This is a genomic window from Burkholderia sp. MSMB617WGS, from assembly GCF_001532025.2.
GTDB lineage: Bacteria > Pseudomonadota > Gammaproteobacteria > Burkholderiales > Burkholderiaceae > Burkholderia > Burkholderia savannae.
On record NZ_CP013457.1, the window covers coordinates 972,237 to 997,568 of the forward strand.

29 protein-coding genes and 1 riboswitch are annotated in these 25,332 nt (G+C 67.5%); of the genes, 16 read left to right on the forward strand and 13 right to left on the reverse strand.

Annotated elements, in window-relative coordinates; genetic code table 11:
• Window positions 1-28 precede the first annotated feature (28 nt).
• The 8 genes from ybgF to WT60_RS04895 form a co-directional block, all read right to left on the reverse strand.
• The gene (gene ybgF, locus WT60_RS04860) at window positions 29-778 is read right to left on the reverse strand and encodes a tol-pal system protein YbgF (protein ID WP_038753380.1); all 750 of its coding nucleotides are present in this window, start codon (window positions 776-778) and stop codon (window positions 29-31) included.
• A 19-nt stretch (window positions 779-797) separates the two neighbouring features.
• Window positions 798-1,310: a peptidoglycan-associated lipoprotein Pal gene (gene pal / locus WT60_RS04865; RefSeq protein WP_038753381.1), complete on the reverse strand. Its 513-nt coding sequence runs from the start codon at window positions 1,308-1,310 to the stop codon at window positions 798-800.
• A 17-nt stretch (window positions 1,311-1,327) separates the two neighbouring features.
• On the reverse strand, window positions 1,328-2,629 hold the full coding sequence (tolB, locus tag WT60_RS04870) for a Tol-Pal system beta propeller repeat protein TolB (RefSeq protein ID WP_038753382.1): 1,302 nt from the start codon (window positions 2,627-2,629) through the stop codon (window positions 1,328-1,330).
• Window positions 2,630-2,725: 96 nt separating this feature from the next.
• Complete coding sequence (gene tolA / locus WT60_RS04875) at window positions 2,726-3,724, reverse strand: cell envelope integrity protein TolA (RefSeq protein WP_038753383.1); 999 nt, start codon at window positions 3,722-3,724, stop codon at window positions 2,726-2,728.
• Window positions 3,721-4,170: a protein TolR gene (gene tolR / locus WT60_RS04880; RefSeq protein WP_038753384.1), complete on the reverse strand. Its 450-nt coding sequence runs from the start codon at window positions 4,168-4,170 to the stop codon at window positions 3,721-3,723. Before tolR ends, tolA begins: the two co-directional genes overlap by 4 nt.
• Window positions 4,171-4,180: 10 nt before the next feature.
• Entirely contained in the window at window positions 4,181-4,858 is a 678-nt protein-coding gene (gene tolQ, locus WT60_RS04885; protein WP_006025431.1) for a protein TolQ, read from the reverse strand.
• Window positions 4,859-5,047: 189 nt separating this feature from the next.
• Complete coding sequence (gene ybgC, locus WT60_RS04890; protein ID WP_038753385.1) at window positions 5,048-5,530, reverse strand: tol-pal system-associated acyl-CoA thioesterase; 483 nt, start codon at window positions 5,528-5,530, stop codon at window positions 5,048-5,050.
• A 102-nt stretch (window positions 5,531-5,632) separates the two neighbouring features.
• Window positions 5,633-6,379: an SDR family NAD(P)-dependent oxidoreductase gene (locus WT60_RS04895; protein WP_059644390.1), complete on the reverse strand. Its 747-nt coding sequence runs from the start codon at window positions 6,377-6,379 to the stop codon at window positions 5,633-5,635.
• A 207-nt stretch (window positions 6,380-6,586) separates the two neighbouring features.
• Window positions 6,587-6,687, forward strand: a riboswitch (ZMP/ZTP riboswitch).
• Window positions 6,688-6,829: 142 nt separating this feature from the next.
• Between WT60_RS04895 and glyA the strand changes: the two genes are divergently transcribed.
• The 7 genes from glyA to WT60_RS04935 all read left to right on the forward strand — a co-directional run bounded on the left by glyA (window position 6,830) and on the right by WT60_RS04935 (window position 11,565).
• Window positions 6,830-8,077, forward strand: coding sequence for a serine hydroxymethyltransferase (gene glyA / locus WT60_RS04905; protein WP_060355521.1), 1,248 nt, complete (start codon window positions 6,830-6,832; stop codon window positions 8,075-8,077).
• Window positions 8,078-8,083: 6 nt separating this feature from the next.
• Window positions 8,084-8,563, forward strand: coding sequence for a transcriptional regulator NrdR (nrdR, locus tag WT60_RS04910; protein WP_038753389.1), 480 nt, complete (start codon window positions 8,084-8,086; stop codon window positions 8,561-8,563).
• Window positions 8,564-8,748: 185 nt separating this feature from the next.
• Complete coding sequence (locus WT60_RS04915; protein WP_038753390.1) at window positions 8,749-9,309, forward strand: GspH/FimT family protein; 561 nt, start codon at window positions 8,749-8,751, stop codon at window positions 9,307-9,309.
• On the forward strand, window positions 9,306-9,716 hold the full coding sequence (locus tag WT60_RS34910; protein ID WP_081990026.1) for a hypothetical protein: 411 nt from the start codon (window positions 9,306-9,308) through the stop codon (window positions 9,714-9,716). Before WT60_RS04915 ends, WT60_RS34910 begins: the two co-directional genes overlap by 4 nt.
• Window positions 9,713-10,498, forward strand: a complete 786-nt coding sequence (locus tag WT60_RS04925; protein ID WP_059671261.1) for a type IV pilus assembly protein — start codon at window positions 9,713-9,715, stop codon at window positions 10,496-10,498. The genes WT60_RS34910 and WT60_RS04925 overlap by 4 nt, the downstream gene beginning before the upstream one ends.
• Window positions 10,495-11,094, forward strand: coding sequence for a pilus assembly protein (locus WT60_RS04930; protein ID WP_059671260.1), 600 nt, complete (start codon window positions 10,495-10,497; stop codon window positions 11,092-11,094). The genes WT60_RS04925 and WT60_RS04930 overlap by 4 nt, the downstream gene beginning before the upstream one ends.
• A gap of 18 nt (window positions 11,095-11,112) precedes the next feature.
• Window positions 11,113-11,565, forward strand: a complete 453-nt coding sequence (locus WT60_RS04935) for a type IV pilin protein (protein ID WP_060355522.1) — start codon at window positions 11,113-11,115, stop codon at window positions 11,563-11,565.
• 33 nt (window positions 11,566-11,598) lie between these two features.
• On the opposite strand, the gene WT60_RS04940 is transcribed toward WT60_RS04935, so the two are convergent.
• From WT60_RS04940 to WT60_RS04950, 3 genes are all read right to left on the reverse strand, one after another.
• Window positions 11,599-12,015, reverse strand: coding sequence for a DUF3318 domain-containing protein (locus WT60_RS04940; protein ID WP_186448566.1), 417 nt, complete (start codon window positions 12,013-12,015; stop codon window positions 11,599-11,601).
• Between the two features lie 115 nt (window positions 12,016-12,130).
• Entirely contained in the window at window positions 12,131-12,520 is a 390-nt protein-coding gene (locus WT60_RS04945) for a phage holin family protein (protein ID WP_038753395.1), read from the reverse strand.
• 115 nt (window positions 12,521-12,635) lie between these two features.
• Window positions 12,636-12,938: a YqjD family protein gene (locus WT60_RS04950; protein ID WP_038753396.1), complete on the reverse strand. Its 303-nt coding sequence runs from the start codon at window positions 12,936-12,938 to the stop codon at window positions 12,636-12,638.
• A gap of 327 nt (window positions 12,939-13,265) precedes the next feature.
• Between WT60_RS04950 and WT60_RS04955 the strand changes: the two genes are divergently transcribed.
• Window positions 13,266-13,904 (forward strand): peroxiredoxin, encoded by a 639-nt coding sequence (locus tag WT60_RS04955; protein ID WP_038753397.1) that lies wholly within the window; start codon window positions 13,266-13,268, stop codon window positions 13,902-13,904.
• Between the two features lie 215 nt (window positions 13,905-14,119).
• Here WT60_RS04955 and WT60_RS04965 read toward each other — a convergent pair whose 3' ends face one another.
• Window positions 14,120-15,307: an acyl-CoA dehydrogenase gene (locus WT60_RS04965; RefSeq protein ID WP_038753398.1), complete on the reverse strand. Its 1,188-nt coding sequence runs from the start codon at window positions 15,305-15,307 to the stop codon at window positions 14,120-14,122.
• 76 nt (window positions 15,308-15,383) lie between these two features.
• Between WT60_RS04965 and WT60_RS04970 the strand changes: the two genes are divergently transcribed.
• Window positions 15,384-16,175 (forward strand): IclR family transcriptional regulator, encoded by a 792-nt coding sequence (locus tag WT60_RS04970; protein ID WP_059644410.1) that lies wholly within the window; start codon window positions 15,384-15,386, stop codon window positions 16,173-16,175.
• Window positions 16,176-16,395: 220 nt separating this feature from the next.
• Window positions 16,396-16,803, forward strand: a complete 408-nt coding sequence (locus tag WT60_RS04975; RefSeq protein ID WP_038753461.1) for a GFA family protein — start codon at window positions 16,396-16,398, stop codon at window positions 16,801-16,803.
• Between the two features lie 381 nt (window positions 16,804-17,184).
• Here the strand turns inward: WT60_RS04975 and WT60_RS04980 are convergent, their stop codons facing one another.
• Window positions 17,185-17,991: an EAL domain-containing protein gene (locus tag WT60_RS04980; RefSeq protein WP_038753400.1), complete on the reverse strand. Its 807-nt coding sequence runs from the start codon at window positions 17,989-17,991 to the stop codon at window positions 17,185-17,187.
• Between the two features lie 256 nt (window positions 17,992-18,247).
• On the opposite strand from WT60_RS04980, the gene WT60_RS04985 reads away from it, so the two are divergent.
• The 6 genes from WT60_RS04985 to fahA are packed head-to-tail and all read left to right on the forward strand — an operon-like array spanning window position 18,248 to window position 25,156.
• Complete coding sequence (locus WT60_RS04985) at window positions 18,248-19,204, forward strand: MBL fold metallo-hydrolase (protein ID WP_038753401.1); 957 nt, start codon at window positions 18,248-18,250, stop codon at window positions 19,202-19,204.
• A 17-nt stretch (window positions 19,205-19,221) separates the two neighbouring features.
• Window positions 19,222-20,883, forward strand: coding sequence for an FAD-dependent oxidoreductase (locus WT60_RS04990; RefSeq protein ID WP_038753464.1), 1,662 nt, complete (start codon window positions 19,222-19,224; stop codon window positions 20,881-20,883).
• 36 nt (window positions 20,884-20,919) lie between these two features.
• Window positions 20,920-21,150 (forward strand): DUF2783 domain-containing protein, encoded by a 231-nt coding sequence (locus WT60_RS04995; RefSeq protein ID WP_038753403.1) that lies wholly within the window; start codon window positions 20,920-20,922, stop codon window positions 21,148-21,150.
• Window positions 21,147-22,499, forward strand: coding sequence for an MFS transporter (locus WT60_RS05000; protein WP_038753405.1), 1,353 nt, complete (start codon window positions 21,147-21,149; stop codon window positions 22,497-22,499). The genes WT60_RS04995 and WT60_RS05000 overlap by 4 nt, the downstream gene beginning before the upstream one ends.
• An 18-nt stretch (window positions 22,500-22,517) precedes the next feature.
• Window positions 22,518-23,852: a homogentisate 1,2-dioxygenase gene (gene hmgA, locus WT60_RS05005; RefSeq protein WP_038753466.1), complete on the forward strand. Its 1,335-nt coding sequence runs from the start codon at window positions 22,518-22,520 to the stop codon at window positions 23,850-23,852.
• Window positions 23,849-25,156: a fumarylacetoacetase gene (gene fahA / locus WT60_RS05010; protein ID WP_060355524.1), complete on the forward strand. Its 1,308-nt coding sequence runs from the start codon at window positions 23,849-23,851 to the stop codon at window positions 25,154-25,156. The genes hmgA and fahA overlap by 4 nt, the downstream gene beginning before the upstream one ends.
• Window positions 25,157-25,332 lie beyond the last annotated feature (176 nt).

A 25,332-nucleotide genomic window follows, 5' to 3' on the forward strand; every position in this document is an offset into this window, starting at 1 on the left:
ACTCGCCGATTGGCCGCGCCGTTCGCCGTCACTTGATCGCATCCAGCTTGCTCTGCGCCGTTTCCGCCGCGTTCGAGCCGGGGAACTGCGACACGACCTGCTCGAACGTCTTCTTCGCGGCCGCCTTCTGGCCTTGCTCGAGCTGGTTGGTGCCGATCGCGATCAGCGCATCCGCCGCGCGGGGATGCTGCGGATAGTTCTTCACGAGGCCTTGCCACGTCGCCGTCGATCCCTTGTAATCGCGCAGCGCGTACTGTGCGTTGCCGAGCCAGTACTGCGCGGTCGGCTGATAGGGGCTTTGCGGATATTTGGCGATGAACGCGCGGAACGAAGCCGCTGCGCCCTTGAAGTTGCCGTTGCGGAATTGCTGCGACGCTGCGTTGAACGCGTCCGTTTCCCCTGGCTGCACCGTGCCCTCGACGCCGTCCACCGTCGTCTTCTGCGGCTCGAATTTCTTGAGGCGCGTATCGAGATCAGCGTAGTAATCCTTCTGCTGACGCTCGAGCGTTGTCAGACGGTTCGTCAGATCCTCGTTCTCGCCGCGTAGCGTCGCGACCTGCTGGTTCAATTGGTCGAGGCGGTTCGTCTGATCGAGGATCGTGCGTTGAGCGGCGGCGAGCTGGCTCGCCAGGCTGTCGGACTTGCTGCGCAAGTCGAGCACCGCACGGCGGGCTTCGTCGTCGTCGAAGAGGCCCGCGTGCGCCGGCGCGGCCGCGAGGGCCGCACCTGCCACGCACAGCGCGACGGCCGTGCGCAGCCAAGAAGGACGGTGCGTCATACAGCGATTCTTCCGTTACTTACTGTTGATAGACGAGGTCTGCGCGGCGGTTCTGCGCCCACGACGCTTCGTCGTGGCCGAGCGCGACCGGCTTTTCCTTGCCGAGGCTCACGGCTTCCATCTGCGAATCCGCGACGCCGAGCAGCGACAGCGCGCGACGCACGGCTTCCGCGCGCTTCTGGCCGAGCGCGAGGTTGTACTCGCTCGTGCCGCGCTCGTCGGTGTTGCCCTGGATCAGGATGTGGCGCTGCGGATGGCTCTTCAGGTATTGCGCGTGTTGCTGCAGCAGCGACTGGTACTGGTCCTGCACCGAGTAGCTGTCGAAATCGAAGTAGACGCTGCGCTTCGCGAGCGGGCTGTTCGGATCGTTCAGCGGGTCCACGGTCACTTGCGCGACGTTTTCGGGGTTCGGCTGCGTGCTGACCGCGCCGCCCTGGTTCGCGTGCTCGTCGAGCTTCACGCCCGACTTACATGCGGCGAGCGCGCCGATCATCAGCACCGCGAACGCCAGACGAAGTTTCTTCGACATCATGGTTACTCTCCTGTTGGTCATTGCATGAAGGGCCCCCAGGACGGCTCGCGAATCGCGCCGCCCTGAACGGACAAGATCTGCGGCGGCGCGCTGCCGTCGGACGGAACGGCAGCCAGCACGCTGCGGCCCCCCGATTGCGTAGCGTACAGAATGTACTGGCCGTTCGCCGCGAAGCTCGGCGATTCGTCGCGCGTCGTGTTGGTGACGGCGTTCGCCGCACCCGTTTGCAGATCTTGAACGTACAACTTGAAGCCCCCGCCGGTGCGCGAGATGTACGCGAGCAGCTTGCCGTCCGGGCTGACGCGCGGACTCGTATTGTAGCTGCCGGTAAACGTCACGCGCTGAGCGGTGCCGGCGCTCTCGCCTTCGGCGGGCATCCGGTAGATTTGCGGCGCGCCGCCGCGATCGCTCGTGAAATAGATCCACTTGCCGTCGGGGGAGTAGAACGGCTCGGTGTCGATCGAGCCGCTGCGCGTCAGGCGGCGCAGCCCGGTGCCCGTCGCGCTGACGGAATAAATCTGCGTGTTGCCCGTGAGCGACAGCGCAACGGCGAGCGTCTGGCCGTCGGGCGACCACGCGGGCGCGCTGTTGTTGCCTTTCTGGTTCGAGATCACGTAGCGGCGGCCCGTCGGCAGATCATGGATGTACACGACCGGCTTCTTCAACTCGAACGACACGTACGCGACCTTCGTCCCGCTCGGCGACCACGCGGGCGAGATGATCGGCTCCTTGCTCGTCAGCGCGGGGATCGCGTTCTGGCCGTCCGAATCGGAGATCAGCAGCTTGTAGACGTTGCCCGTGCGCTGCACGTACGACAGGCGCGTGTTGAAGACGCCGCGCACGCCGAGCAGCTTCTGGTAGATGTAGTCGGCGATCTTGTGGCCCGTCTTGCGCATCCCCTCGTTGTCGTTCGACGTCGTGAGCGACAGGCCGCCGAGGCTTTGCTGCTTGACGGTGTCGTAGAGGATGAAGTTGACCTTGTACTGGCCGCTCGGCTCGCGGTTCACGCTGCCCGCGACGAACGCATTCGCGCCTTTCGCCTTCCACGCGCCGAAATCGACCGACGCCGTCTCCGGCACGGGCGTGCTGCCCGCGTCGACGTTGGAGAACTTGCCGCTTCTCGCGAGGTCGGCGCGCACGATCGACGTGACCTGCTGCGGCAGGCTCGCTTCATTGACGAAATTCGCGGTGGCGATCGGAAACTGGGTGGAGCCGACGCCCGTGATCAGTACGTTCACCTGCGCGTGGGCGGTGCTGCCCGCGGCAATCAGACACGAGGCCACGAGTGCCCTGAAACCTAGCTTCGTCATCAAACTCATGCTTCCTGTTCCCGTATGTACGCTGCGCAACCGCAGAGACTCAAAAATACCCGATTCGTTCCCGGCGCGACGGCGGGAGTGTACGCGCAAACGCGCTCATTCCGCCGCCTTGAAGGTAATCGTAATCTCGGACGGGGTACGACCGTTGGTATCGGGCGGCAACGGCACCGACGCCTGGATCGCGCTGATCACCGCCTGATCCCACCCCGAATTTCCGCTCGACCGGCGGATCGACGCGCTGAGCACGTCGCCCGACGGCGTGCAGCGGATCGCGACGACGGTCACGAGACCGTCGCGCTCACCCGCCCACACGATGTTCGGTTTCACGCGCCGGCGAACCTTGTCCGCATAGCCGGGCGACGCCGCATTGCCGCCCGAGCCCGTGCCCGTGCCGCTCTTCGCGAGGCCTTCGCCGCCGCCCGAGCCGCCGCCCGCCATGCCTTGCAATTGCGCGAGGCGGGCCTGGCGCTCCTTGTCGAGCTTCGCCTTCGCGGAGGCGTTCGCCTTGGCGGCCGCGGCGGCCTTCGCCGCTTTCTCGGCCTCGGCCTTCTTCTGCGCGGCGAGTTGTTCCTGTTTTTTCTGCTGTTCGAGCTTCTGTTGCTCGAGCTTTTGCTGTTCGAGTTTGCGCTGCTGCTCGGCGAGCTGCTGTTGCCTGAGCTTCTCGGTCTGCTTCTCGCGCTCGGCAGCCTTTTGTGCGGCGAGCTGGGCAGCCTGCTGCGCGGCGAGTTGCTGCGCCTTCAGCTGCTGCTGGCGGCGTTGCTCCTCGAGCTGCGCTTCGCGCGCGGCCGCGGCCTGCTGCTCGCGCCGTTTCTGCTGCAATGCGATGTCCGCCTCCTCGTTCTTCACGGGCGGCGGAGGAGGGGCGACTTTCGCGGGCGGCATAGGCGCGGGCTGCGGCGTCGACGTGTCCGGCACCGACGTCCACAGCTCCGCTTCCGCGCCCGCCGGCGTGCTGTTCTGCCATTGGACGCCGTGGTACAGAAAGAGCGCGAGCAGCACGTGCATCAGCGCGGCAAGCAGGAACGCGCGGCCTGTGCCGCGCTCGCGCGGCGGCCGAGGCGGATAGGCGGCGGTGCGCGACTGGCGAGGCTTCATTGCGACTTGACGAGGAGACCGACGCGCTTCACGCCGCGCGCCTTCAAATCGGACATCACGGTCATCACGGCGTCATATTGAACCGTCTTGTCGGCCGCGATCACGACCGGCTGATCCGGGTGGTCGGCCTGGCGCGACGCGATGAAGCTGTCGAGTTCGGCCTTCGTCACCGTGTCTTCCTGCGACGCGCCCGACTCGCCCTTGTAGCGCACGCTGATCTTGCCGTCGGCGCGGATGTTGACGACGACGGGCGGCGTCTGCTCCTGGGGCGCGGCGTTGCCGACGGTCGGCAGATTGACGATCGACGGCGCGACGAGGGGCGCAGTCACCATGAAGATGACGAGCAGCACGAGCATCACGTCGATGTAGGGCACGACGTTGATGTCGGCCATCGAGCGGCGCGAGCGGCCGCCGCGCATGCTGGAACGAATGGGGGTGCCGGCCATCGCGTGCTCCTTATTGCGCCTGGCGCTGCAGGATGTTCGAGAATTCTTCGATGAACGTTTCGAAGCGGATCGCGAGGCGGTCGATGTCGTGTGCGTAGCGGTTGTACGCGACGACGGCGGGAATCGCGGCGAACAGGCCGATCGCGGTCGCGACGAGCGCTTCGGCGATGCCCGGCGCGACGTTCGCGAGCGTCGCCTGCTGAACGTTCGCGAGGCCGCGGAATGAGTTCATGATCCCCCAGACCGTGCCGAACAGACCGATGTACGGGCTCACCGAGCCGACGGACGCGAGGAACGACAGGTTCGACTCGAGCACGTCCATTTCACGCTGGAATGATGCGCGCATCGCGCGCCGCGCGCCATCCAGGAGCAGCGCGGGGTCGTTCAGGCGCTTCTCCTTCGCCTTCAGGAATTCGCGCATCCCAGATTCGAAGATCCGCTCGAGCGCGCCGATCGTATGACGGTTGTTCGCGGCGCTCTGGTACAGCGCCTGCAGGTCGCCGCCCGACCAGAAATCGCGCTCGAAGCGTTCGGTTTGCGCGCGGGCGCGGCGGATCGCGAACCACTTGCGGAAGATGAACGTCCACGACATCAGCGACAGGACGAGGAGGAGCCCCATCACCGCCTGGGCGAGCACGCTCGCGTTGAGGACGAGGGAAATGATCGACAGGTCTTGAGAAGTGTTCATAGAGATTTGTGTAACGTCCCTTCGGGGAGGCCTGGCCAGGTACGCCCGGCCGGCGCGCTCCGGCGGCGTTCGGCAAGATGCTTGACCGAGCGCGCCACGCGCCGGCGGCGCGTCGCCGGAAGCTTTTCGCCGAACCTTGCTTAGTGGCGGATCACGGGGTCGAGTTCATCGGCTCAGTCTAAACGGCACTCACGCGCACGCCGTTGACACGGCTCGCCGGCCGCTTGCGGACGGTCCACGCTCGAGCGCGACGCGAACGGACGGCGGGATGGCGGCCGGCTTGAACGTCGAGCGGTCGACGCAGCCGATTCGCACGTCCGCGGCGACGAGCAGCGTGCCGTCTCGCCACGCCTGCTGTTCGAATTCCACCGTCGCGCGGCCGAGCCGCGAGATTTTGCAGACGATTCCGAGCGCGTCGTCGAGCCGCGCAGGGGCGCGGTAGTCCAGCTCCGCGCGGCGGACGATGAAGATCGTGTCCGTTTCGTCGGCGATCCGGCTCTGGTCGATGCCGCACGCGCGCAGCCACTCGGTGCGCGCGCGCTCGAAGAACTTCAGGTAGTTCGCGTAGTAGACCACGCCGCCGGCGTCGGTATCTTCGTAGTAGACGCGGACCGGCCACGCGAAGTCGGGCGCCGCGTCGGGCTGTCGGCTGGGTTCAGTCATGGCGCGCATTCTACCGGAACGGACGTTCGCGATTTCCCTGATTCGTAACGGAATGTTGCCTTTTGCGGGGCCGCCCGGCAGGCTGCGCGGGCGGTCCGGCGGGGAGCGGGCTCAGCCGCGATGGACGGTCAGTCCGGCGGGCGCCTGCGCGACGGGCATCATCTCGATCGTGTTGATGTTCACGTGCGCGGGGCGGGTGGCGACCCAATAGATCGTGTCCGCGATGTCCTCGGCGGTGAGCGGCTGGACGTTCGCATAGACGCTCGCGGCTTTCGTGTCGTCGCCGCGGTAGCGCACGTTCGAAAACTCGGTGCCGCCGCAGAGACCCGGCTCGATATCGGTGACGCGCAGCGGCGTGCCGATCAGGTCGGCGCGCAGGTTCAGGCTGAACTGGCGTACGAACGCCTTGGTCGCGCCGTAGACGTTGCCGCCCGGGTACGGATAGCTGCCCGCGACGGAGCCAAGGTTGAAGATGTGGCCGCGGCCGCGCTCGACCATGCCGGGCAGCAGCGTGCGCGTGACCGTGACGAGGCCCGAGCAGTTGGTGTCGATCATCGTCTGCCATTCGTCGAGACTAGCTCTGTGCGCCGGCTCGACGCCGAGCGCGAGGCCCGCATTGTTGACGAGGACATCGATCGCGGCGAATTCCGCGGGCAGCGCGGCCGGCACGGCTTCGACGGCCGCGCGGTCGCGCACGTCGAGTTCGATCGGCAACAGGGCGCCGCCGAGCTCGGCGGTGAGCGCGTCGAGGCGATCCTTGCGGCGCGCGGTGGCGACGACGCGGTGGCCGCCATTGACGAAGGCGCGGGCGATGGCGGCACCGAAACCTGCCGACGCGCCGGTGACGAACACGATCATTGCTGCTGCTCCTTGAACGAGGCTTGCTGGGGAGAACTCGCTAGCCTACTGGCATCGCGGCGGTGCGGCAAGGCGCGGCGGCGCTCGCCCGCGACGCATTCCCGGGAATGCCCGGCCGGATGCGCGATAGATTTGTCCCTTAATATGGTTGGGCGGCGCCGGGCGCGGTTGCCTATTCATGGCGCATCCAATAAACTAACGCGCTCAATGTCCCTGCGTGACTGGCGATAAGGCCTTTCGAGGTCAAGGTGGAGCGTCCCACCGTGAAGCGCAGGGCGTCGCTTTTGCCGTTCGCCTGGGCAGCCGTTGTGCGCCGCGTTGCGCGCTTTGCCGGTGGCTGTCCTGCCTCGCGTTCCACGGAATCCTCCGCCACGTCGAGCCGGCTGCGCCGCCGGCTGCGCGACGCATTCGGCCACTTCGGTCAACCTGTACACACTTAACGGAAACCGTATGTTTGACAGAGCCCTAAGCACCATTGCGAACGTCGATCCCGAGATCTGGCAAGCGATCCAGCAGGAAAACGTCCGCCAGGAAGAGCACATCGAGCTGATTGCGTCGGAAAACTACACGAGCCCGGCCGTGATGGCGGCGCAAGGCTCGCAGCTCACGAACAAGTACGCGGAAGGCTATCCCGGCAAGCGCTACTACGGCGGCTGCGAATACGTCGATATCGTCGAGCAGCTCGCGATCGAGCGCGTGAAGGCGCTGTTCGGCGCCGAAGCCGCGAACGTGCAGCCTAATTCGGGTTCGCAGGCGAACCAGGGCGTGTTCTTCGCGATGCTCAAGCCGGGCGACACGATCATGGGCATGAGCCTCGCGCACGGCGGCCACCTGACGCACGGCTCCCCCGTCAACATGTCGGGCAAGTGGTTCAACGTCGTCAGCTACGGCCTGAACGAAAACGAAGACATCGATTACGATGCCGCCGAGAAGCTCGCGCACGAGCACAAGCCGAAGTTGATCGTCGCGGGCGCGTCGGCGTTCGCGCTGAAGATCGATTTCGAGCGTCTCGCGAAGACCGCGAAGGCGGTCGGCGCGTACCTGATGGTCGACATGGCGCACTACGCGGGCCTGATCGCTGCGGGCGTCTACCCGAACCCGGTGCCGCACGCCGATTTCGTCACGACCACGACCCACAAGAGCCTGCGCGGCCCGCGCGGCGGCGTGATCCTGATGAAGGCCGAGTACGAGAAGCCGATCAATTCGGCGATCTTCCCGGGCATTCAGGGCGGTCCGCTGATGCACGTGATCGCCGCGAAGGCGGTCGCGTTCAAGGAAGCGCTGTCGCCGGAATTCAAGGAATACCAGCAGAAGGTGGTCGAGAACGCGCGCGTGCTGGCCGAGACGCTCGTCAAGCGCGGTCTGCGCATCGTGTCGGGGCGCACCGAGAGCCACGTGATGCTCGTCGACCTGCGTGCGAAGAACATTACCGGCAAGGCGGCGGAAGCGGCGCTCGGCAATGCGCACATCACCGTCAACAAGAACGCGATCCCGAACGATCCGGAAAAGCCGTTCGTGACGAGCGGCATCCGCCTCGGCTCGCCGGCGATGACGACGCGCGGCTTCGGCACGCAGGAAGCCGAACTCGTCGGCAACCTGATCGCCGATGTGCTCGAGAATCCGGAGGACGCGGCGACGATCGAGCGCGTGCGCGTGCAGGTCGCCGACCTCGCGAAGCGTTTCCCGGTCTATCGCTGATCGGCCATGCGCTGCCCGTTCTGCCGGCACGACGATACGCAAGTGGTGGATTCGCGCGTGTCGGAAGACGGCGCCGCGATCCGCCGGCGTCGCCGCTGCTCGGCCTGCGACAAGCGTTTCACGACGTACGAGCGGGTCGAGCTGGCGTTGCCGGCCGTCGTGAAGAAGGACGGCAGCCGCACCGAATTCGACCGTCGCAAGATCGTCGCGAGCATGCAATTGGCGCTGCGCAAGCGCCCGGTTGCGGCCGATGCGATCGATGCGGCGGTCGCCCGAATCGAATATCAGCTGCTCGCGTCCGGCGAGCGCGAAATACGCAGCGAAAAGCTCGGCGAACTCGTGATGAACGAGTTGCGCCAGCTCGACACGATCGCCTATGTGCGTTTCGCGTCCGTCTACCGCCGGTTCGAAGACGTGTCCGAGTTCGCGGACGTGATCGAGGAATTCCGCCGCACGGCGCCCGCGAAGCCGCCGCGCAAGCGCTGAGCTCGCGCATTCCGTTTTCCGTCTCGTTTCCCATTCCATACGTTTCTCCCGCGTAGCACGCGGTGTTCGTGCTCGTCAGGGCGATTGTCGTGCGTCCGGCCGCAATGTGCGACTCGGCCATTCGGCAGATGGCGCCCGTTCGTCGGCCCCGGTAGAGTCGGCGCATCGGATTCACGGAGCGGGCGATGCGAGCGGAAGGTTGCGGGCGAGCGACGGCGGGTTTCATGCTCGTCGAATTGATGGTCGTGCTCGTGCTGGTTGCACTTGTTGCGACGTTGGCCGCGCCAACGTTCGCCGGCGCGCGCATGCGCGACCGGATCGACGCACGTGCGCGCGTGTTCGGCGCATCGCTCGCGTATGCGCGAGGGGAGGCGGTCAGGCTCGGCATGCGCGTCATGCTGTGCCGCAGCGACGCTGCCGCGAGATGCATCGCGGCGGGGCGGCCGTGCGACGACGGAGCGACCGACTGGTCGTGCGGCTGGGCCGTGGCCGTCGCGGACGGCGAGCGTGGAACGCGCGTCTTGCGACGCATTGTGCGCGACGCTCAGGTGGCCGTGACGGGCGCGGGCGGCGACGTCGTATTTACGCCGCCTGCGGGCCAAGTGATCGGCGGCTTCCGGAGTTTCGAGTTCGCGCCGAGCGATGCGTCTGACGCGTGGCGCGGCGACCGTTGGCGACGCTGTTTGCGGATCGCGGCAGGCGGTCGCGTACGGCTTTCCGAGGGCGGTTGCGGAGCGTCGACATGATGCGATTTCGGCCGATGCGCGGGAGCTCGTTGCTCGAGGTGGCGATCGCATGCGCGCTGCTCGCGATCGCGGCGCTTGGCGTAATCGCCGCTTTTCTCGCGACGATACGCGGCGAACGCGACGCCGCGGCGCGCGAGCAGGCGATGCTCGTCGCCGATTCGTGGGCGGAGATGGCGCGAGCCGGCGGGCCGTCGGGCGTCGATTGGGACCTGTCGATGTCACGTTTGCGTCACGGGAGGCTCGTCGCGACGAGCGGAGGCGCCGGCACTGCTAGCGTGCGCGTCGAATGGCAACGCTCCGGAGCGGTTGCGGTGGAGCCGTTGCGTTGTGAAGGCGATGTTGCGGCTTCGCGTGACGGTGATAGGCAATGCGTGACGCTCGCGTATGCATTGACGGAGCGCTCATGATGCGAGCGGCGCGTTGGCGTGCCCACACGCTGATCGAGGTGATGATCGCAATGGCGCTCGGCTTGCTGATCCTGCTGGCCGCGATCTCGCTCTATCGCGTGCAGCGGGCCGCCTATGCAACGGCGGCAGAGGCCGCGCGGTTGCGCGACGCTGCACAGGCATCGCTCGCGCTGATTGCCCAGCAGATCCAGATCGCGGGCTTCGTGCCGCTCGACGCGCACGATGCGCTGCCCGTGCAGGGGCTGTTCGGCTGTGTCGCGGGAAGGCCTGTCGGAGCCGACGGGCAACTCGCATGCGATCCGCTCGCGAACGGCTCCGACGGCCTCGTCGTCCGCTACGTCGGTGACGGCAATTCCACTTGGCCGACGACGAGCGGCCAAGCGACGGACTGTCTCGGCCAGGGCGTCGGCGCCGCCGACGGAAAGCCGGTGATCGTCAATCGCTTCTACGCGCGCGTCAGCACATCGACGGGCGAGCCGGAGCTGTACTGCGAGGGCAGTGGTAGGCCCGGCATTGCACAGCCGCTTGTCGAGGGCGTCGAGCGCTTGCGTTTGCGCTACCGGCTGAGCGGTGCAGTGCAGTGGACCGATGCGTCGGCTTTGACCGCCGCGGATTGGGCGCATGTGGCCGCCGTGGCCGTTTGCGTGCAAGTGCGGGGCATGCGCACGGGGCGACTCGTGCGTTACGTCGATTGCGAAGGGCGAACGGCGAGCGCGCAGGACACGCGCACGAGGTTCTCGGTGCGACGGTATGTTGCCGTTCGCAATCGAGAAAGCGCATGATGCGTTTCGCAGCCGTGCTTCGGGCAAAACGCGTGCGGATCGTTCGCCGCCATTCGGTGCGGCGCGAAGCGGCGTGGCGGCGCGAGCGCGCAACGCGCGGCTCGCCCGGTGTTGCGCTGCCAGGTGTACTTGCCGTAACGGCTTCGTTGATCGTGATGTCGTCCGCGTGGTTCGAGATTGCGAAGACGGAAATTCGGCGCACGACGAACGTCGCGAGTCGAGCGATTGCATTTCGCGCAGCGGACGCCGCGCTCGAGGCGTGCGCCGATGCGCTGTCGAGCGGTACGGCGCCATTCGCCCCCGCGGGAGGCGATGCGACGACGGCACGCGAGCCGGATGGGTGGCGGCAACCGGGCGCGTTCGACGGCGGCGGCGCGTTCAGGCCATACGCCGGATGGCCGGGCGCGGCGCAGGCGCCGAGCTGCGTGATCGAAGCGTGGAAGCTGCCGGGTCGTCCCAACGCGCGCGCATACCTCGTGACCGCGCGTGGCGTGGGTGCGATGAAGGATACGGTCGAGTGGCTGCAACTGCAGGTTGCGATCGACAGCAGTCGCATCGAACGCCGTTGGCGCCGGGTTGTGGGACGGCCGGCATAGATGGAGAGGGAAGCGGTAATGAAGTATGTTGAACGCAGTTCGCATTTGCGCGGTTTCACGCTGATCGAAGTGATCGTCGCACTTGCGATCGTGGCCGTGCTGGCGGCGTTTGCGGTGCCGTCGTATCGCGGCCATGTCGAACGCGGGAACCGGTTGAGCGCGATTGCCGCGCTGTATCGCGCCGCGCAGTATGTCGACGCGTTCGGCGAGGGGGCGCCCGCCACATTGCCGGAAGAAATGAACCGGGTGCCCGATTCGGACAACGCCGTCTATGCGTTGCGGATCATGTTCGACGGCGCGCGTGGTGGTTATGCGCTGGAGGCGAGCCCGACCGCCAATGGTGCGATGCGGGACGACCGCTGCGGAGCCTATGTGCTGCACGCGGACGGCACGCGCGAGAATCGCGTGGCCGGAGCGAATGCTGCCGGCCGGCATATGCCGAACGCCGACGCTTGTTGGCGAACGGGTTAGGCGCGATTCGGCCCGAGGCTCGACCGATTGCGGCTACGCACGCCGATCGCGCGGCGCCGGCGCGTCGGATGGGGCGGATGAGTCGTCGCTGCTCTTCGCCTGCCTCCAGATCTGATACGCCTCCCACACCGCGAAGCCGACGGCACCCCATTTGAGTGCGGGGCGCGCGCCTGCCCGCAGCAGCGCCCGCATGGGCTTCGCCAGCACGACGGATGCGAGCGAGCTCAACAACGGATACTGGCTGACGAGCGCGCCGAGCGTCGCGTTCACGTTCCTCGCCGACTTGCCGAGCGAGCCGCCCGACACGCCGGGCACGAGGAACTTCAGCCACTTGAAATGCGTGACGGACTGGCGCAGCTCGGCGCCCGCCTGTGCGAGTTCCAGGCGCTCGACGTCGGAGCGCAGGATCAGCAGTTCCTTGCGTAGCGCGCGGTACTGGGCCGCGCTCATGTGCCGCTTCTGCGAAGCGGTGCGGAATCGTTGTTCCGGAGCGGAGTAACTCATGGCGCGTCGACGGGAGATTGGCGAGAAGAAGAAGGGCGCGGCGAGGAGCGCGGCCGCGCGTTCACGACTTGCCGCGGAACAGCTCGCGGTCCTTTTCCAGTTCGTTCAGCGTCGCCTCGAACACGACGGGCGCATTGCGTAGTCCCGAGCGCGCCTTCAGTCCGCAGAAGAGCGCGCCGAGCGCGTAGAGCGCGGTGATGACGGCGAGCGACTGCCAGCGGTAGGTGTCCCAGAACGCGATCGTGACGAGCACCGTGAGGCTGATGAGTGCCATCGTCGCGAGCATCATTGCGGCGAGTCCGAGGAAGAGCACGCCCATCAGGCGCTCCTTCTCCTCGGCGAGCTCGATGCCGACGAGTTCCAGCCGGGTCTGCAGGAGCGCGAACACGGAGCCGAGCAGGCGGCGCAGCGGTCCGTGCGCGGACTGATGCGATGAGGTTTCTGTCGTCATGGATGAAGCGCTTGCGCGCGGAGAACGGCCGGCGCCGCGACGGGCCGGAGCGCGTAATCCCGGCGGCGCGCACGGGCGCGCCGCCGGGGGCTGTCTCTCGCGTTGGCGCGCCGCGTTACTTGCGATTGATCAAGAGGCCGACCAGCACGCCGACGCCGGCCGCGATGCCGATCGACGTCCACGGATGCTCGTGTACGTAATCGTCGGTGGCGCGCGCCGCCTTCTTGCCTTTTTCGACCACGACCACCTGAACGTCGGCCGCCTTCTCCTTCGCCTGCTTCAGGCGCGTGAGCGCCTTCTCGCGCAGCTCGGTCGCACGGTCGCCCGTGCTGCTCGCGGCCTGCTTCAGCAGGTCTTCCGCGTCCGCGAGAACAGTTTTGATATCCGACATCAGTTTCTCCTTGTTGACTTCAGACATTGCGACTCCCTTCTTGCCGAGGCGGGTTGTCCTACGCACATCGTAGCGAAACCCGTGCCTGCGGGCGAGCGCGGCGGCTCAGCGTACAGGCGGCGCAAGATCGCGCTTGTGTAGCATGGTAAACGACTTGCAATGACAATAGAGAGCCGATCCGGAACGAAAAAGTTTCCGGGATTGTCAAACGCCTCTCGGCAAGAATGACGAAAAGGCATGAATATCTGACGGAATAATCGTTCGCGCCGGCCGCGGAATCCCTTAAGCTAAAAGCTTGCCCGTGCGCATCGTGCGCCGGGGCACCCAACCCATGCAAGTTCAAGGAGCTGCAACATGAGTCTACGTCTTGGCGACACCGCGCCGGATTTCGAGCAGGATTCGAGCCTCGGTCGCATCAAATTCCATGGATGGCTCGGCAACAGTTGGGGCGTCCTGTTCTCGCATCCGGCCGACTACACGCCCGTCTGCACGACGGAGCTCGGCCTGACCGCGAAGCTCAAGGGCGAATTCGAGAAGCGCAACGTGAAGGTGATTGCGCTGTCGGTCGACAGCGTCGAGTCGCACAAGGGCTGGATCGACGACATCAACGAGACCCAGGCGACGAGCGTCGGCTTCCCGATCATCGCCGACGGCGACCGCAAGGTTTCCGAGCTGTACGACATGATTCATCCGAACGCGAACGAGACGCTCACCGTGCGCTCGCTATTCGTGATCGACCCGAACAAGAAGGTGCGCCTCATCATCACCTACCCGGCAAGCACCGGCCGCAATTTCGACGAAGTGCTGCGCGTCATCGACTCGCTGCAATTGACCGACAACTACAAGGTCGCGACGCCCGGCAACTGGAAGGATGGCGACGACGTCGTGATCGTGCCGTCGCTGCAGGACCCGGAAGAGCTGAAGCAGCGCTTCCCGAAGGGCTTCAAGGCGGTGCGTCCGTACCTGCGCCTGACGCCGCAGCCGAACAAGTGAGCGGCGTGCGCGCCGCGCGTTTTCGCGGCGTGACTGTCATGTGACGAAAAAGCCCCGGCGAGCGTGCCGGGGCTTTTTCGTTTGCGGCGACACCGAAGCGATCCGGAGGCCCCGGCCGGCGCGTGGCTGCCGCGCAACGCGCGCGGGCCTCGGCGGCGCGGGCGTCGGCCAAAGCGCAAAGCGCAAAGCCGGCCCGGATCGCGTATGCGCGAGGCTCAGAAGAACGCCTGAATGCCCGTTTGCGCGCGGCCGAGAATCAGCGCGTGGATGTCGTGCGTGCCTTCGTACGTATTCACCACCTCGAGATTCACGAGATGGCGCGCGACGCCGAATTCGTCCGAGATGCCGTTGCCGCCCAGCATGTCGCGCGCGAGGCGGGCGATGTCGAGCGCCTTGCCGCACGAGTTGCGCTTCATGATCGACGTGATCTCGACGGCCGCCGTGCCTTCGTCCTTCATCCGGCCGAGCCGCAGCACCCCTTGCAGGCCGAGCGTGATTTCGGTCTGCATGTCGGCGAGCTTCTTCTGGATCAACTGGTTGGCGGCGAGCGGCCGGCCGAACTGCTTGCGATCGAGCACGTACTGGCGCGCGGTGTGCCAGCACGATTCGGCCGCGCCGAGCGCGCCCCATGCGATGCCGTAGCGCGCCGAGTTCAGGCACGTGAACGGGCCGCGCAGGCCCTTCACGCCCGGCAGGATGTTCTCTTCGGGCACGAACGCTTCATCGAGCACGATCTCGCCCGTGATCGATGCGCGCAGCCCCACCTTGCCGTGGATCGCGGGCGCCGACAGGCCCTTCCAGCCCTTCTCGAGAATGAATCCGCGAATTTCGTCGCGGCCGTCCTCGTCGAGCTTCGCCCAGACGACGAACACGTCGGCGATCGGCGAATTCGTGATCCACATCTTCGAGCCCGACAGCGAGTAGCCGCCCGGCACCTTCTTCGCGCGCGTGACCATGCCGCCCGGATCGGAGCCGTGGTTCGGCTCGGTCAGGCCGAAGCAGCCGATCCATTCGCCCGTGGCGAGCTTCGGCAGGTACTTTTCCTTCTGAGCGTCGGAGCCGAATTCGAAGATCGGCACCATCACGAGCGACGACTGCACCGACATCATCGACCGATAGCCCGAATCGACGCGCTCGACCTCGCGTGCGATCAGGCCGTAGCTCACGTAGCCGAGACCGGGGCCGCCGTACTGTTCGGGGATCGTCGGGCCGAGAAGGCCGAGCTCGCCCATCTCGCGGAAGATCGCCGTATCGGTGGTTTCGTGGCGGAACGCCTGCGTCACGCGCGGCGCGAGCTTGTCCTGCGCGTAGGCGTTCGCGGCGTCGCGCACCATGCGCTCGTCGTCGCCGAGCTGCTGGGCGAGCAGCAGCGGATCGTCCCAATGAAAGGTTGCGGCAGCCATCTCGTCATCTCCTCACTTGACTATAGTTCCGCTGTGCGGAACAATGTTTTGCAAATTGAACCCAGTGTATCACCGCATGAATTTTTCGACCATCGATGCCGACACGCTCGACGAACGCAAGTTCGTCGTCGCCCTCGCGCGGGGGCTGGATCTGCTGCGTGCGTTCAGGCCCGGCGAAACGATGCTCGGCAACCGCGACTTCGCCGAGCGGACCGGGCTGCCGAAGGCGACCGTCAACCGGCTCGCGTACACGCTCACCGTGCTCGGCTATCTGCGCTACGACGACGCGCTCGGCAAGTACGCGCTCGACGCGGGCGTGCTGTCGCTCGGCTATGCGCTGCTCGCGGGCTCCGACACGCTCGCGCTCGCGCGGCCGCACATGCAGGCGCTCGCGCGCGAGATCGGCGCGGCGGTGTCGCTCGGCTGCCGCGACGGCCTCGACATGATCTACCTCGAGACGATCCGCAGCGAGACGGCGCTGACGCTCGGGCTCGCGTCGGGGTCGCGGCTGTCGATGCTGACGAGCTCGATGGGGCGCGCGTATCTCGCCGTGCAGCCGCCCGACGCGCGCGCCGCGCTCTTCGCCGAGCTGCGCAAGACGGCGGGGAAGGGGCGGGCGGGGGCGGCGCTCGTCGAGGCGGCGGAGCGCGCGGTGGGCGAATTCGCCGTCGACGGCTGCTGCTACTCGTTTCGCGATTGGCACGGGGACGTGAACGCGGTCGCGGTGCCGTTTCGCGAGCCGCGCGAAGGGCGCTGGCTGATTCTGAGCTGCAGCGGGCCGGCGTCGTCGATGAGCGAGGACGTGTTTCGCAACCGGGTCGGCCCGAAGCTGAAGGCGCTCGCGCGGCGGCTCGGGCAACTGGGCTGAGTCGCGCGCTGGCGCGCCGCCGCGCGCCGTCCGGCCGCGCGCTGGCGCATGATGTAATGCGGCATGGTCATTCGGCGCTGCGCATTCCAACGCTTGCTTTCCGCATTTCGACGCGCCGCCGCGCACTTCGATGCAACGCGACAGCCTGGCGCGATCGGTTGTATCGTAGACCCCGCTTTCTATCGCACCGTTCAGGTGCAACGTGAACAGGATGTCCGTGATGCCGGGCTCGGAATCGTTGGAAGGCGGGTGCGCGTGCGGCGCGATTCGTTACCGGATCGCCGGCGTGCCCGCCGACGCGGGTTTCTGCCATTGTCGGCTGTGCCAGCGGACGACGGGCGCCGCCGTGCTCGCATGGGCGACGGTGCCGATCGGCGCGTTCGAGTATGTGAAGGGCGCGCCGCGCGTGTTTGCGTCGAGCGCGTGGGGCGAGCGGCGCTTTTGCGCGCAGTGCGGCGCGCAGCTCGAATATCGGCGCTCGGATGCGCCCACGACGGTCGAGGTCAACTACGCGACGCTCGACGATCCGTCGGTGATTCGGCCGAAAGCGCACACGTGGTACGCGAGCCGTATTCCGGGGCTCGAAGTGGCGGGCGATCTGGCGGTGCGCGACGACGGCGACCATTGAACCGGCGTTGCGCGGGCGTTGCCGAGCGATGGCGATGCAGACCCCAGGCATTGCGAAATGCGCGCGTCGCGACGCAAATGCGGCGCATGCGTCGCGCGCGTCGGGAAAGCCGACGCTTATGCTTCGCGCGGTCGGCAATCGCCTCGCCCCGATCGCGGCGGCCGATGCACCGATGCTCCGATGCGCGGCCGCGACGCGACAATCACGGAGGTGTCATCGCGCGTGTCGGGAAACGCGAGGCGTGACCGGCGCCCGGCGGTGGCGGCGACCGCGTCGCCCCGATTCCTCGCACGCCGCCCGGCGCGGCATCGCGCCGCGCAATCTTGCCCGCGGCGTGCGCGTTCCGCGCGGCGCACGGCGCGCCGTACGCGGCCGCCTCCGTCAGACCGCGGCCGGCTGCGAGAACACCGGCCCTTGCACGAGCCGCACGTCGTACTGACGCAGCAGCTCGAACTGCGTTTCGTCGACGACGTGATCGAAGATGAGCGGAATGCGCACGCGCTGCGCATAGCCGACGAGCGCCTTCACCATCCCTTCGCGCAGCGCGATCGCCGCATCCATCTTGATGTAGTCCGGCCGCGCCATGTCCGACTCGACGGCGAGGATGCGCCCCGGATCGGGCAGCTTGTCGGCGACCTTGAAGCCGTAGTGCTGATAACTCTTCGTCAGATAGCCGAGGAACGTCTTGTGCGCGACGGCCGCGGCCGGCAGCTCGATCACGACGCGCTCGGGCGGCAGCCCGAACCCCTTGAGCACCGTCGAGAAGTGCTTGCCGTGGTCGTACTTGACGCTCTTCAACAGCCGCTCGTGCACGCGCAGGAACAGCAGCCCGTGCCGCTGCGCGCCGAAGAAGTTGATCGCGTGCAGGCTGCGCGCGAGCCGGTCGAGCGCGACGAGCTCCTGATCGTCGGCGACGGCGTCGATCGGATCGAACGGCGCGCCGCCCAGGTACGTGACCGCCTGGAAACCCAGTTCGTCGCCGTAGCGCTCGATCGCGTCGGTGAGCGACGTCGATTGCGGCGCACCCGGCATCGACACGTCGTAGATCGGCTCGTAGACGCTCGCCAGCCTCAGGTCGCGAAGGTGCGCGTACGCGCTTTGCGCGCCGTCCTCGAGCGCGAGGTGGTCGCACAGGAACGGCAGCTTGCCCGCGCGGGCGACGAGCTCGGGAATGGTGGGCGGAACCATGGACTCCGGAAGGAAGAAAGGCGGCCGAAACGGCCGCCGCATACGAACGATAGTAGCAGCGCCGCGCGTGATTGGCTGCGTGAATTGCTCATATCGATATCGGTTCCGCGCTGGCGGTTAGGGTATACATTGATTTCACTAATCGTAATTGGTTTTACTATTCGTAAATCGCAATATTGACGCAGATCAAGCATTCGAACGCGCGGCTTGTCCGACAAAAGCGGCGCATCCCTCAATACGGAGCAAGGAGCGACAGATGGCGGGTGACAAGAAATTTGCATCGCAGGCGGACCTGACCGAGAAGCAGGTGACGTTCGAGCGCCTGTCCGAGCATGCGTACGCGTATACGGCGCAAGGCGATCCGAACACGGGGATCATCATCGGCGACGACGCGGTGCTCGTCGCCGACACGCAGGCGACGCCCGTAATGGCCGAGGACGTAATCCGCCGAATCCGCGAAGTCACCGACAAGCCGATCAAGTACGTGCTGCTCACGCACTATCACGCGGTGCGCGTGCTGGGCGCATCCGCGTACGGCGCCGACCACGTGATCGCGAGCCAGGACACGTACGAGCTCATCGTCGAGCGCGGCGCGGCCGACATGAAGAGCGAGATCGAGCGCTTTCCGCGCCTGTTCCGCTCGGTCGAATCGGTGCCCGGCCTCACGTGGCCGACGCTCACGTTCAAGGGCGAGATGACGCTCCGGCTCGGCAAGCTCGAAGTGAAGATCATGCAGCTCGGGCGCGGGCACACGAAGGGCGACACGGTCGTCTGGCTGCCGCAGGAGAAGGTGCTGCTGTCGGGCGACCTCGTCGAGTACGGCGCGACGCCGTACGCGGGCGACGCGTACTTCCAGGACTGGCCGGCGACGCTCGACGCGATCGCGGCGCTCGAGCCCGAGAAGCTCGTGCCGGGCCGCGGCGCGGCGCTGAAGACGCGCGAGGAAGTCGCGGACGGGCTCGCCGGCACGCGCGCGTTCGTGAGCGAGCTGTACGCGAAGGTGAAGTCGGGCGCGGCGTCGGGCAAGGACCTGAACGCGATCTACAAGGAAACGTACGCGGCGCTCAAGCCGAAGTTCGGCGACTGGGTGATTTTCGATCACTGCATGCCGTTCGACGTGACGCGCGCGTTCGACGAGGCCACGCAGCATCCGGACCCGCGGATCTGGACGGCCGAGCGCGACAAGGAAATGTGGCACACCCTCGAAGGCTGAGCGCGGCGGGCGGCATCATGACCATCGATTATCAGACGCTGAAGTTCGACTATCGCCCGCGCGCGGCCGGTGCGGATGAAGGCGAGCCGCATCCGGCCGTCGTCGTCGGCGCGGGGCCCGTCGGGCTCGCGGCCGCGATCGATCTCGCGCAGCAGGGCGTGCCCGTCGTGCTGCTCGACGACGACGACACGCTGTCGAGCGGCTCGCGCGCGATCTGCTTCGCGAAGCGCACGCTCGAGATCTTCGATCGCCTCGGCTGCGGCGAGCGGGTCGCGCAGAAGGGCGTGGGCTGGCACGTCGGCAAGGTGTTCCTGCAGGACGAACTGATCTACGCGTTCGATCTGCTGCCGGAAGTGGGGCACGCGCGGCCCGCGTTCGTCAATCTGCAGCAGTACTACGTCGAAGGCTATCTGGCCGAGCGCGCGCTCGAGCTGCCGAACCTCGACCTGCGCTGGAAGAGCCGCGTGACGGGCATCCGGCAGACGCCCGATCACGCGGAGCTCGACGTCGACACGCCGGACGGGCCGTACACGCTGCGCGCGCGCTACGTGATCGCGGCCGACGGCTCGAAGAGCCCGCTGCGTGCGATGATGGGCCTCGACAGCCGCGGCCGCACGTTCAAGGACCGCTTCCTGATCGCCGACGTGAAGATGAGCGCGCCGTTTCCGGCCGAGCGCTGGTTCTGGTTCGATCCGCCGTTCCATCGCAATCAGTCGGTGCTGCTGCACCGGCAGCCGGACGACGTGTGGCGCATCGATTTTCAGCTCGGCTGGGACGCCGATCCCGTCGCCGAGAAGGCGCCGGAGCGCGTGATTCCGCGCGTGCGCGCGCTGCTCGGGCCGAACGTCGAGTTCGAGCTCGAATGGGTGAGCGTCTACACGTTCCGCTGCCAGCGGATGGACAGCTTCCGCCACGGCCGCGTGCTGTTCGCGGGCGATTCCGCGCACGGCGTGTCGCCGTTCGGCGCGCGCGGCGCGAACAGCGGCGTGCAGGACGCCGACAACCTCGCATGGAAGCTGAAGCTCGTGCTCGACGGCCGCGCGCCGGATCGCCTGCTCGACACGTATGCGCGCGAGCGCGAATTCGCGGCCGACGAGAATATCCGCAATTCGACGCGCTCGACCGATTTCATCACGCCGAAGAGCCCGATCTCGCGGGTGTTCCGCGACGCGACGCTCAAGCTCGCGCGCGACTGCGAGTTCGCGCGCAAGCTCGTCAACAGCGGCCGGCTGTCGGTGCCCGCCGTGCTCGCCGACTCGCGGCTCAACACACCCGATCAGGCGGGCGACACGTTCGAGCGCGCGCCGGTTCCGGGCGCGGTCGCGCCGGATGCGCCCGTGCTCGCGGACGGCGAGCCCGGCTGGCTGCTGCAGCATCTGAAAGGCGGCTTCGTCGGCCTGCTGTTCGGCTCGATCGGCGACGCGCCCGCGCTCGCCGACGCGACGCGCGGCCACGCGCTGCCCGTCGCGCCCGTGCTCGTCGTGCCGAAGGGCGGCGCGCGCGCGGTGGCGGGCGTCGACGTGATCGAGGACAGCGAAGGGCTCGCCGCGCAGCGCTACGACGCGCATCCCGGCACGTTCTATCTGCTGCGCCCGGACCAGCACGTGTGCGCGCGCTTTCGCACGGCGGACGCGGGCGCGGTGCGCGCGGCGCTCGCCCGCGCGATCTGCAACGCGTGACCGAACCAGCTACCGACCGAGACCAGGAGACACACGATGCACCTCGACACCCGCTTGCGTCTATCCGATCCGGACGCGTTCTACGAGGCGCTGATCGACATGCACCGCGACCTGCCCGACAGCGAGAGCCAGATCGTCAACGCGAAGCTGATCCTGCTGCTCGCGAACCAGGTCGGCGATCTCGACGTGCTGCGCGAGGCGATGGCGCTCGCGCGCAGCGGCGCGGCCACGCTCGACGGCGCGCCCGGCGCGCCGGCGCTGCAATGACGGCGGCGGCCGGCGCGCGCGTGCTCGAAATCGAGCGCGTGATCGACGACATGCATCGGCCCGCGTTTCACGCGATGCTGCTCGCGCTCTGCGGGCTGTGTCTCGTGATCGACGGCTTCGATGCGCAGGCGATGGGCTACGTCGCGCCGAGCGTGATCGCCGAGTGGGGCGTGAAGAAGCAGGCGCTCGGGCCCGTCTTCAGCGCGAGCCTGTTCGGCATGCTGCTCGGCGCGCTCGGCCTGTCGGTGCTCGCCGATCGCATCGGCCGGCGGCCGGTGCTGATCGGCGCGACGTTGTTCTTCGCGCTTACGATGCTCGCGACGCCGTTCGCGACGTCGATCCCGATGCTGATCGCGCTGCGCTTCGTGACGGGCCTCGGGCTCGGCTGCATCATGCCGAATGCGATGGCGCTCGTCGGCGAATGCAGCCCGGGCGCGCACCGCGTGAAGCGGATGATGATCGTGTCGTGCGGCTTCACGGCCGGCGCGGCGCTGGGCGGCTTCGTCAGCGCCGCGCTGATTCCGGCGTTCGGCTGGCGCGCGGTGTTCTTCGTCGGCGGCGCGGTGCCGCTCGCGCTTGCGGCCGCGATGGTCGCTCGCCTGCCGGAATCGCCGCAACTGCTCGTGCTGCGGGGCCGGCACGAAGCGGCGCGCGCGTGGCTCGCGAGGTTCGCGCCGCAACTCGCCGTGCCGCCCGACACGCGGCTCGTCGTGCGCGAGGCGGCGCCGAAGGGCGCGCCCGTTGCCGAACTGTTCCGCGCGGGGCGCGCGGGCGTCACGCTGTTGCTGTGGGCGATCAACTTCATGAACCTGATCGACCTGTATTTCCTGTCGAACTGGCTGCCGACCGTGATGCGCGACGCGGGCTACGCAAGCGGCACGGCCGTCATCGTCGGCACGGTGCTGCAGACGGGCGGCGTGATCGGCACGCTGTCGCTCGGCTGGTTCATCGAACGGCACGGCTTCATGCGCGTGCTGTTCGCGTGCTTCGCGTGCGCGACGATCGCGGTCGGCATGATCGGCTCGGTCGCGCATGCGTTCGTCTGGCTGCTCGCAGCCGTGTTCGTCGGCGGCTTTTGCGTCGTCGGCGGACAGCCCGCGGTCAACGCGCTCGCGGGCCATTATTACCCGACGTCGCTGCGCTCGACGGGCATCGGCTGGAGTCTCGGCGTGGGCCGCGCCGGCTCCGTGCTCGGGCCGCTCGTCGGCGGGCAACTGATCGCGCTCGGCTGGTCGAACGACGCGCTGTTCCACGCGGCGGCCGTGCCGGTGCTGTGCTCGGCCGTCCTCGTGATCGGCCTCGCGAGCGTGACGCGGCGGCGCGGCGCGGCCGCGCCGAACGTCGCTTGAATGGAGAGAACGACAATCATGACACTGGATTTATCGAAACCGGGCGAAGCCGGCTACCAGAGCGGCTTCGCGAACGAATTCGCGACCGAGGCGCTGCCGGGCGCGCTGCCGCACGCGCGCAACTCGCCGCAGCGCGCGCCGTACGGGCTCTATGCGGAGCAGTTGTCCGGCACCGCGTTCACCGCGCCGCGCGGTCACAACCGCCGGTCGTGGTTGTACCGAATCCGGCCCGCCGCCGTGCATCGGCCGTTCGAGCTCGTGTCCGGCGAGCGCCGGATCGTCGCCGACTTCGGCGATTCGGACGACGTGCCGCCGACTCCGCCGAACCAGTTGCGCTGGGACCCGCTGCCGATGCCCGCGCAGCCGACCGATTTCGTCGACGGCTGGGTGACGATGGCGGGCAACGGCTCGGCCGCCGCGATGAGCGGCTGCGCGATCCACCTGTACGCGGCGAACCGCTCGATGCGCGAGCGCTTCTTTTACAGCGCGGACGGCGAGCTCTTGATCGTGCCGCAGGAAGGGCGGCTTTTCATCATGACGGAGCTCGGCCGCCTCGACGTCGAGCCGTTCGAGATCGCGGTGATTCCGCGCGGCGTGCGCTTTGCGGTCGCGCTGCCGGATGGGCACGCGCGCGGCTATGTTTGCGAGAACTTCGGCGCGCTGCTGCGGCTGCCGGACCTCGGGCCGATCGGCTCGAACGGGCTGGCGAATCCGCGCGACTTTCTCGCGCCGAGAGCGTCGTACGAAGACCGCGAAGGCGCGTTCGAACTCGTCGCGAAGCTCAACGGCCGGCTCTGGCGCGCGGACATCGATCATTCGCCGTTCGACGTCGTCGCGTGGCACGGCAACTACGCGCCGTACAAGTACGATCTGCGTCACTTCAACACGATCGGCTCGATCAGCTACGACCATCCCGATCCGTCGATCTTCCTCGTGCTGCAGTCGCAAAGCGACACGCCGGGCGTCGATGCGATCGACTTCGTGATCTTCCCGCCGCGCTGGCTCGCGGCCGAGGACACGTTCCGCCCGCCGTGGTTCCACCGCAACGTCGCGAGCGAATTCATGGGGCTCGTGCACGGCGCGTACGACGCGAAGGCGGAAGGCTTCGTGCCGGGCGGCGCGAGCCTGCACAACTGCATGTCGGGCCACGGGCCGGATGCGGACACGTTCGAGAAGGCGTCGGCGATCGACACGTCGAAGCCGAACAAGGTTGGCGATACGATGGCGTTCATGTTCGAGACCCGCACGCTGATTCGCCCGACGCGCTTCGCGCTCGACACCGCGCAACTGCAGGCGAATTACTTCGAATGCTGGCAAGGCCTCAAGAAACACTTCAATCCGGAGCAACGATGAGCGCTACCCCCGACGAACTGCGCGCGAGCCTCGATCCTTCGCGCAAGAGCTGGCTCGACGCGGCGAACGACGCCGCGTGCGATTTCCCGATCCAGAACCTGCCGTTCGGCATCTTCAGCGATGCGCGCCATCCGGAGAAGCGCGCGGGCGTCGCGCTCGGCGATGCGATCGTCGATCTCGCCGAGCTCGCGCGCGCGGGCCTGTTGACGGTGGAGGGCGGGGCGGCCGTGTTCGAGCGGCCGGCGCTCAACGATTTCATCGCGCTCGGCCGCGATGCGTGGCGCAGCGTGCGCGTCCAGCTGAGCGCCCTTTTCGAGTGCGGCTGCGCGCGGCTGCGCGACGACGCTGCGTTGCGCGCGCGCGCGCTCGTCGCGCAGCGCGACGCGACCCTCCATCTGCCCGTCGACATTCCCGGTTACACCGATTTTTATTCGTCGAAGGAACACGCGACGAACGTCGGCTCGATGTTTCGCGATCCGAAGAACGCGCTGTTGCCGAACTGGTCCGAGATGCCGATCGGCTACAACGGCCGCGCGTCGTCGGTCGTCGTGAGCGGTACGCCGGTGCGCCGGCCGAACGGGCAACTGAAGCTGCCGGACAGCGACCGCCCGGTGTTCGGCGCGTGCCGCAAGCTCGATATCGAGCTCGAGACGGGCTTCATCGTCGGCCGCGGCAGCGCGCTCGGCGAGCCGATCGCGTGCGAGGACGCGGAGTCGCACATTTTCGGCGTGGTGCTCCTGAACGACTGGAGCGCGCGCGACATCCAGCAATGGGAATACGTGCCGCTCGGGCCGTTCAACGCGAAGACGTTCGCGACGTCGATCTCGCCGTGGATCGTCACGCTCGACGCGCTCGAGCCGTTCCGCACCGCGCAGCCGAAGCAGGCGCCGGAGCCGCTCGCGTATCTGTGCCACGGCGGCGAGCATGCGTTCGACGTCGAGCTCGAAGTGCGGCTGAAGCCGGAAGGCGCGGCCGGCGCGACGACGATCTCGCGCACGAACTTCAAGCACATGTACTGGACGATGGCGCAGCAGCTCGCGCATCACACGGTGTCGGGCTGCAACACGCGGGTCGGCGACCTGATGGGCTCGGGCACGATCAGCGGGCCGACGAAGGATTCGTTCGGCAGCCTGCTCGAGCTGACGTGGAACGGCAAGGAGCCCGTCGCGCTCGCGAGCGGCGGCGTGCGCGCGTTCATCGAGGACGGCGACGAGCTGACGCTCGCCGGCTGGTGCCAGGGCGACGGGTATCGCGTCGGCTTCGGGACGTGCGTCGGGAAGATTCTGCCGGCGTCGAAGGGGTGACAGCGTAGTGAGGGGAGACGGTCGTGCCGCCCGGCGAGCAGTGTCGCGGGGTGGGCTGTGCGAGAGGTCGAATCGGGCGCTTGCGGCTTCGGTGCTGCAAGCGCCCGTGTCGTTTGGGCGGGTGCGTCGGGGCGGTCCGGTGTCCGGGCGGAGGGGGCGTTGCAACGCGGTGGCGG

Coding starts and splice junctions, on each gene's coding strand:
- ybgF (WP_038753380.1), bottom strand. CDS start 778: ATGACGCACCGTCCTTCTTGGCTGCGCACGGCCGTCGCGCTGTGCGTG.
- pal (WP_038753381.1), bottom strand. CDS start 1,310: ATGATGTCGAAGAAACTTCGTCTGGCGTTCGCGGTGCTGATGATCGGC.
- tolB (WP_038753382.1), bottom strand. CDS start 2,629: ATGAGTTTGATGACGAAGCTAGGTTTCAGGGCACTCGTGGCCTCGTGT.
- tolA (WP_038753383.1), bottom strand. CDS start 3,724: ATGAAGCCTCGCCAGTCGCGCACCGCCGCCTATCCGCCTCGGCCGCCG.
- tolR (WP_038753384.1), bottom strand. CDS start 4,170: ATGGCCGGCACCCCCATTCGTTCCAGCATGCGCGGCGGCCGCTCGCGC.
- tolQ (WP_006025431.1), bottom strand. CDS start 4,858: ATGAACACTTCTCAAGACCTGTCGATCATTTCCCTCGTCCTCAACGCG.
- ybgC (WP_038753385.1), bottom strand. CDS start 5,530: ATGCGCGCCATGACTGAACCCAGCCGACAGCCCGACGCGGCGCCCGAC.
- WT60_RS04895 (WP_059644390.1), bottom strand. CDS start 6,379: ATGATCGTGTTCGTCACCGGCGCGTCGGCAGGTTTCGGTGCCGCCATC.
- glyA (WP_060355521.1), top strand. CDS start 6,830: ATGTTTGACAGAGCCCTAAGCACCATTGCGAACGTCGATCCCGAGATC.
- nrdR (WP_038753389.1), top strand. CDS start 8,084: ATGCGCTGCCCGTTCTGCCGGCACGACGATACGCAAGTGGTGGATTCG.
- WT60_RS04915 (WP_038753390.1), top strand. CDS start 8,749: ATGCGAGCGGAAGGTTGCGGGCGAGCGACGGCGGGTTTCATGCTCGTC.
- WT60_RS34910 (WP_081990026.1), top strand. CDS start 9,306: ATGATGCGATTTCGGCCGATGCGCGGGAGCTCGTTGCTCGAGGTGGCG.
- WT60_RS04925 (WP_059671261.1), top strand. CDS start 9,713: ATGATGCGAGCGGCGCGTTGGCGTGCCCACACGCTGATCGAGGTGATG.
- WT60_RS04930 (WP_059671260.1), top strand. CDS start 10,495: ATGATGCGTTTCGCAGCCGTGCTTCGGGCAAAACGCGTGCGGATCGTT.
- WT60_RS04935 (WP_060355522.1), top strand. CDS start 11,113: ATGAAGTATGTTGAACGCAGTTCGCATTTGCGCGGTTTCACGCTGATC.
- WT60_RS04940 (WP_186448566.1), bottom strand. CDS start 12,015: ATGAGCGCGGCCCAGTACCGCGCGCTACGCAAGGAACTGCTGATCCTG.
- WT60_RS04945 (WP_038753395.1), bottom strand. CDS start 12,520: ATGACGACAGAAACCTCATCGCATCAGTCCGCGCACGGACCGCTGCGC.
- WT60_RS04950 (WP_038753396.1), bottom strand. CDS start 12,938: ATGTCTGAAGTCAACAAGGAGAAACTGATGTCGGATATCAAAACTGTT.
- WT60_RS04955 (WP_038753397.1), top strand. CDS start 13,266: ATGAGTCTACGTCTTGGCGACACCGCGCCGGATTTCGAGCAGGATTCG.
- WT60_RS04965 (WP_038753398.1), bottom strand. CDS start 15,307: ATGGCTGCCGCAACCTTTCATTGGGACGATCCGCTGCTGCTCGCCCAG.
- WT60_RS04970 (WP_059644410.1), top strand. CDS start 15,384: ATGAATTTTTCGACCATCGATGCCGACACGCTCGACGAACGCAAGTTC.
- WT60_RS04975 (WP_038753461.1), top strand. CDS start 16,396: ATGCCGGGCTCGGAATCGTTGGAAGGCGGGTGCGCGTGCGGCGCGATT.
- WT60_RS04980 (WP_038753400.1), bottom strand. CDS start 17,991: ATGGTTCCGCCCACCATTCCCGAGCTCGTCGCCCGCGCGGGCAAGCTG.
- WT60_RS04985 (WP_038753401.1), top strand. CDS start 18,248: ATGGCGGGTGACAAGAAATTTGCATCGCAGGCGGACCTGACCGAGAAG.
- WT60_RS04990 (WP_038753464.1), top strand. CDS start 19,222: ATGACCATCGATTATCAGACGCTGAAGTTCGACTATCGCCCGCGCGCG.
- WT60_RS04995 (WP_038753403.1), top strand. CDS start 20,920: ATGCACCTCGACACCCGCTTGCGTCTATCCGATCCGGACGCGTTCTAC.
- WT60_RS05000 (WP_038753405.1), top strand. CDS start 21,147: ATGACGGCGGCGGCCGGCGCGCGCGTGCTCGAAATCGAGCGCGTGATC.
- hmgA (WP_038753466.1), top strand. CDS start 22,518: ATGACACTGGATTTATCGAAACCGGGCGAAGCCGGCTACCAGAGCGGC.
- fahA (WP_060355524.1), top strand. CDS start 23,849: ATGAGCGCTACCCCCGACGAACTGCGCGCGAGCCTCGATCCTTCGCGC.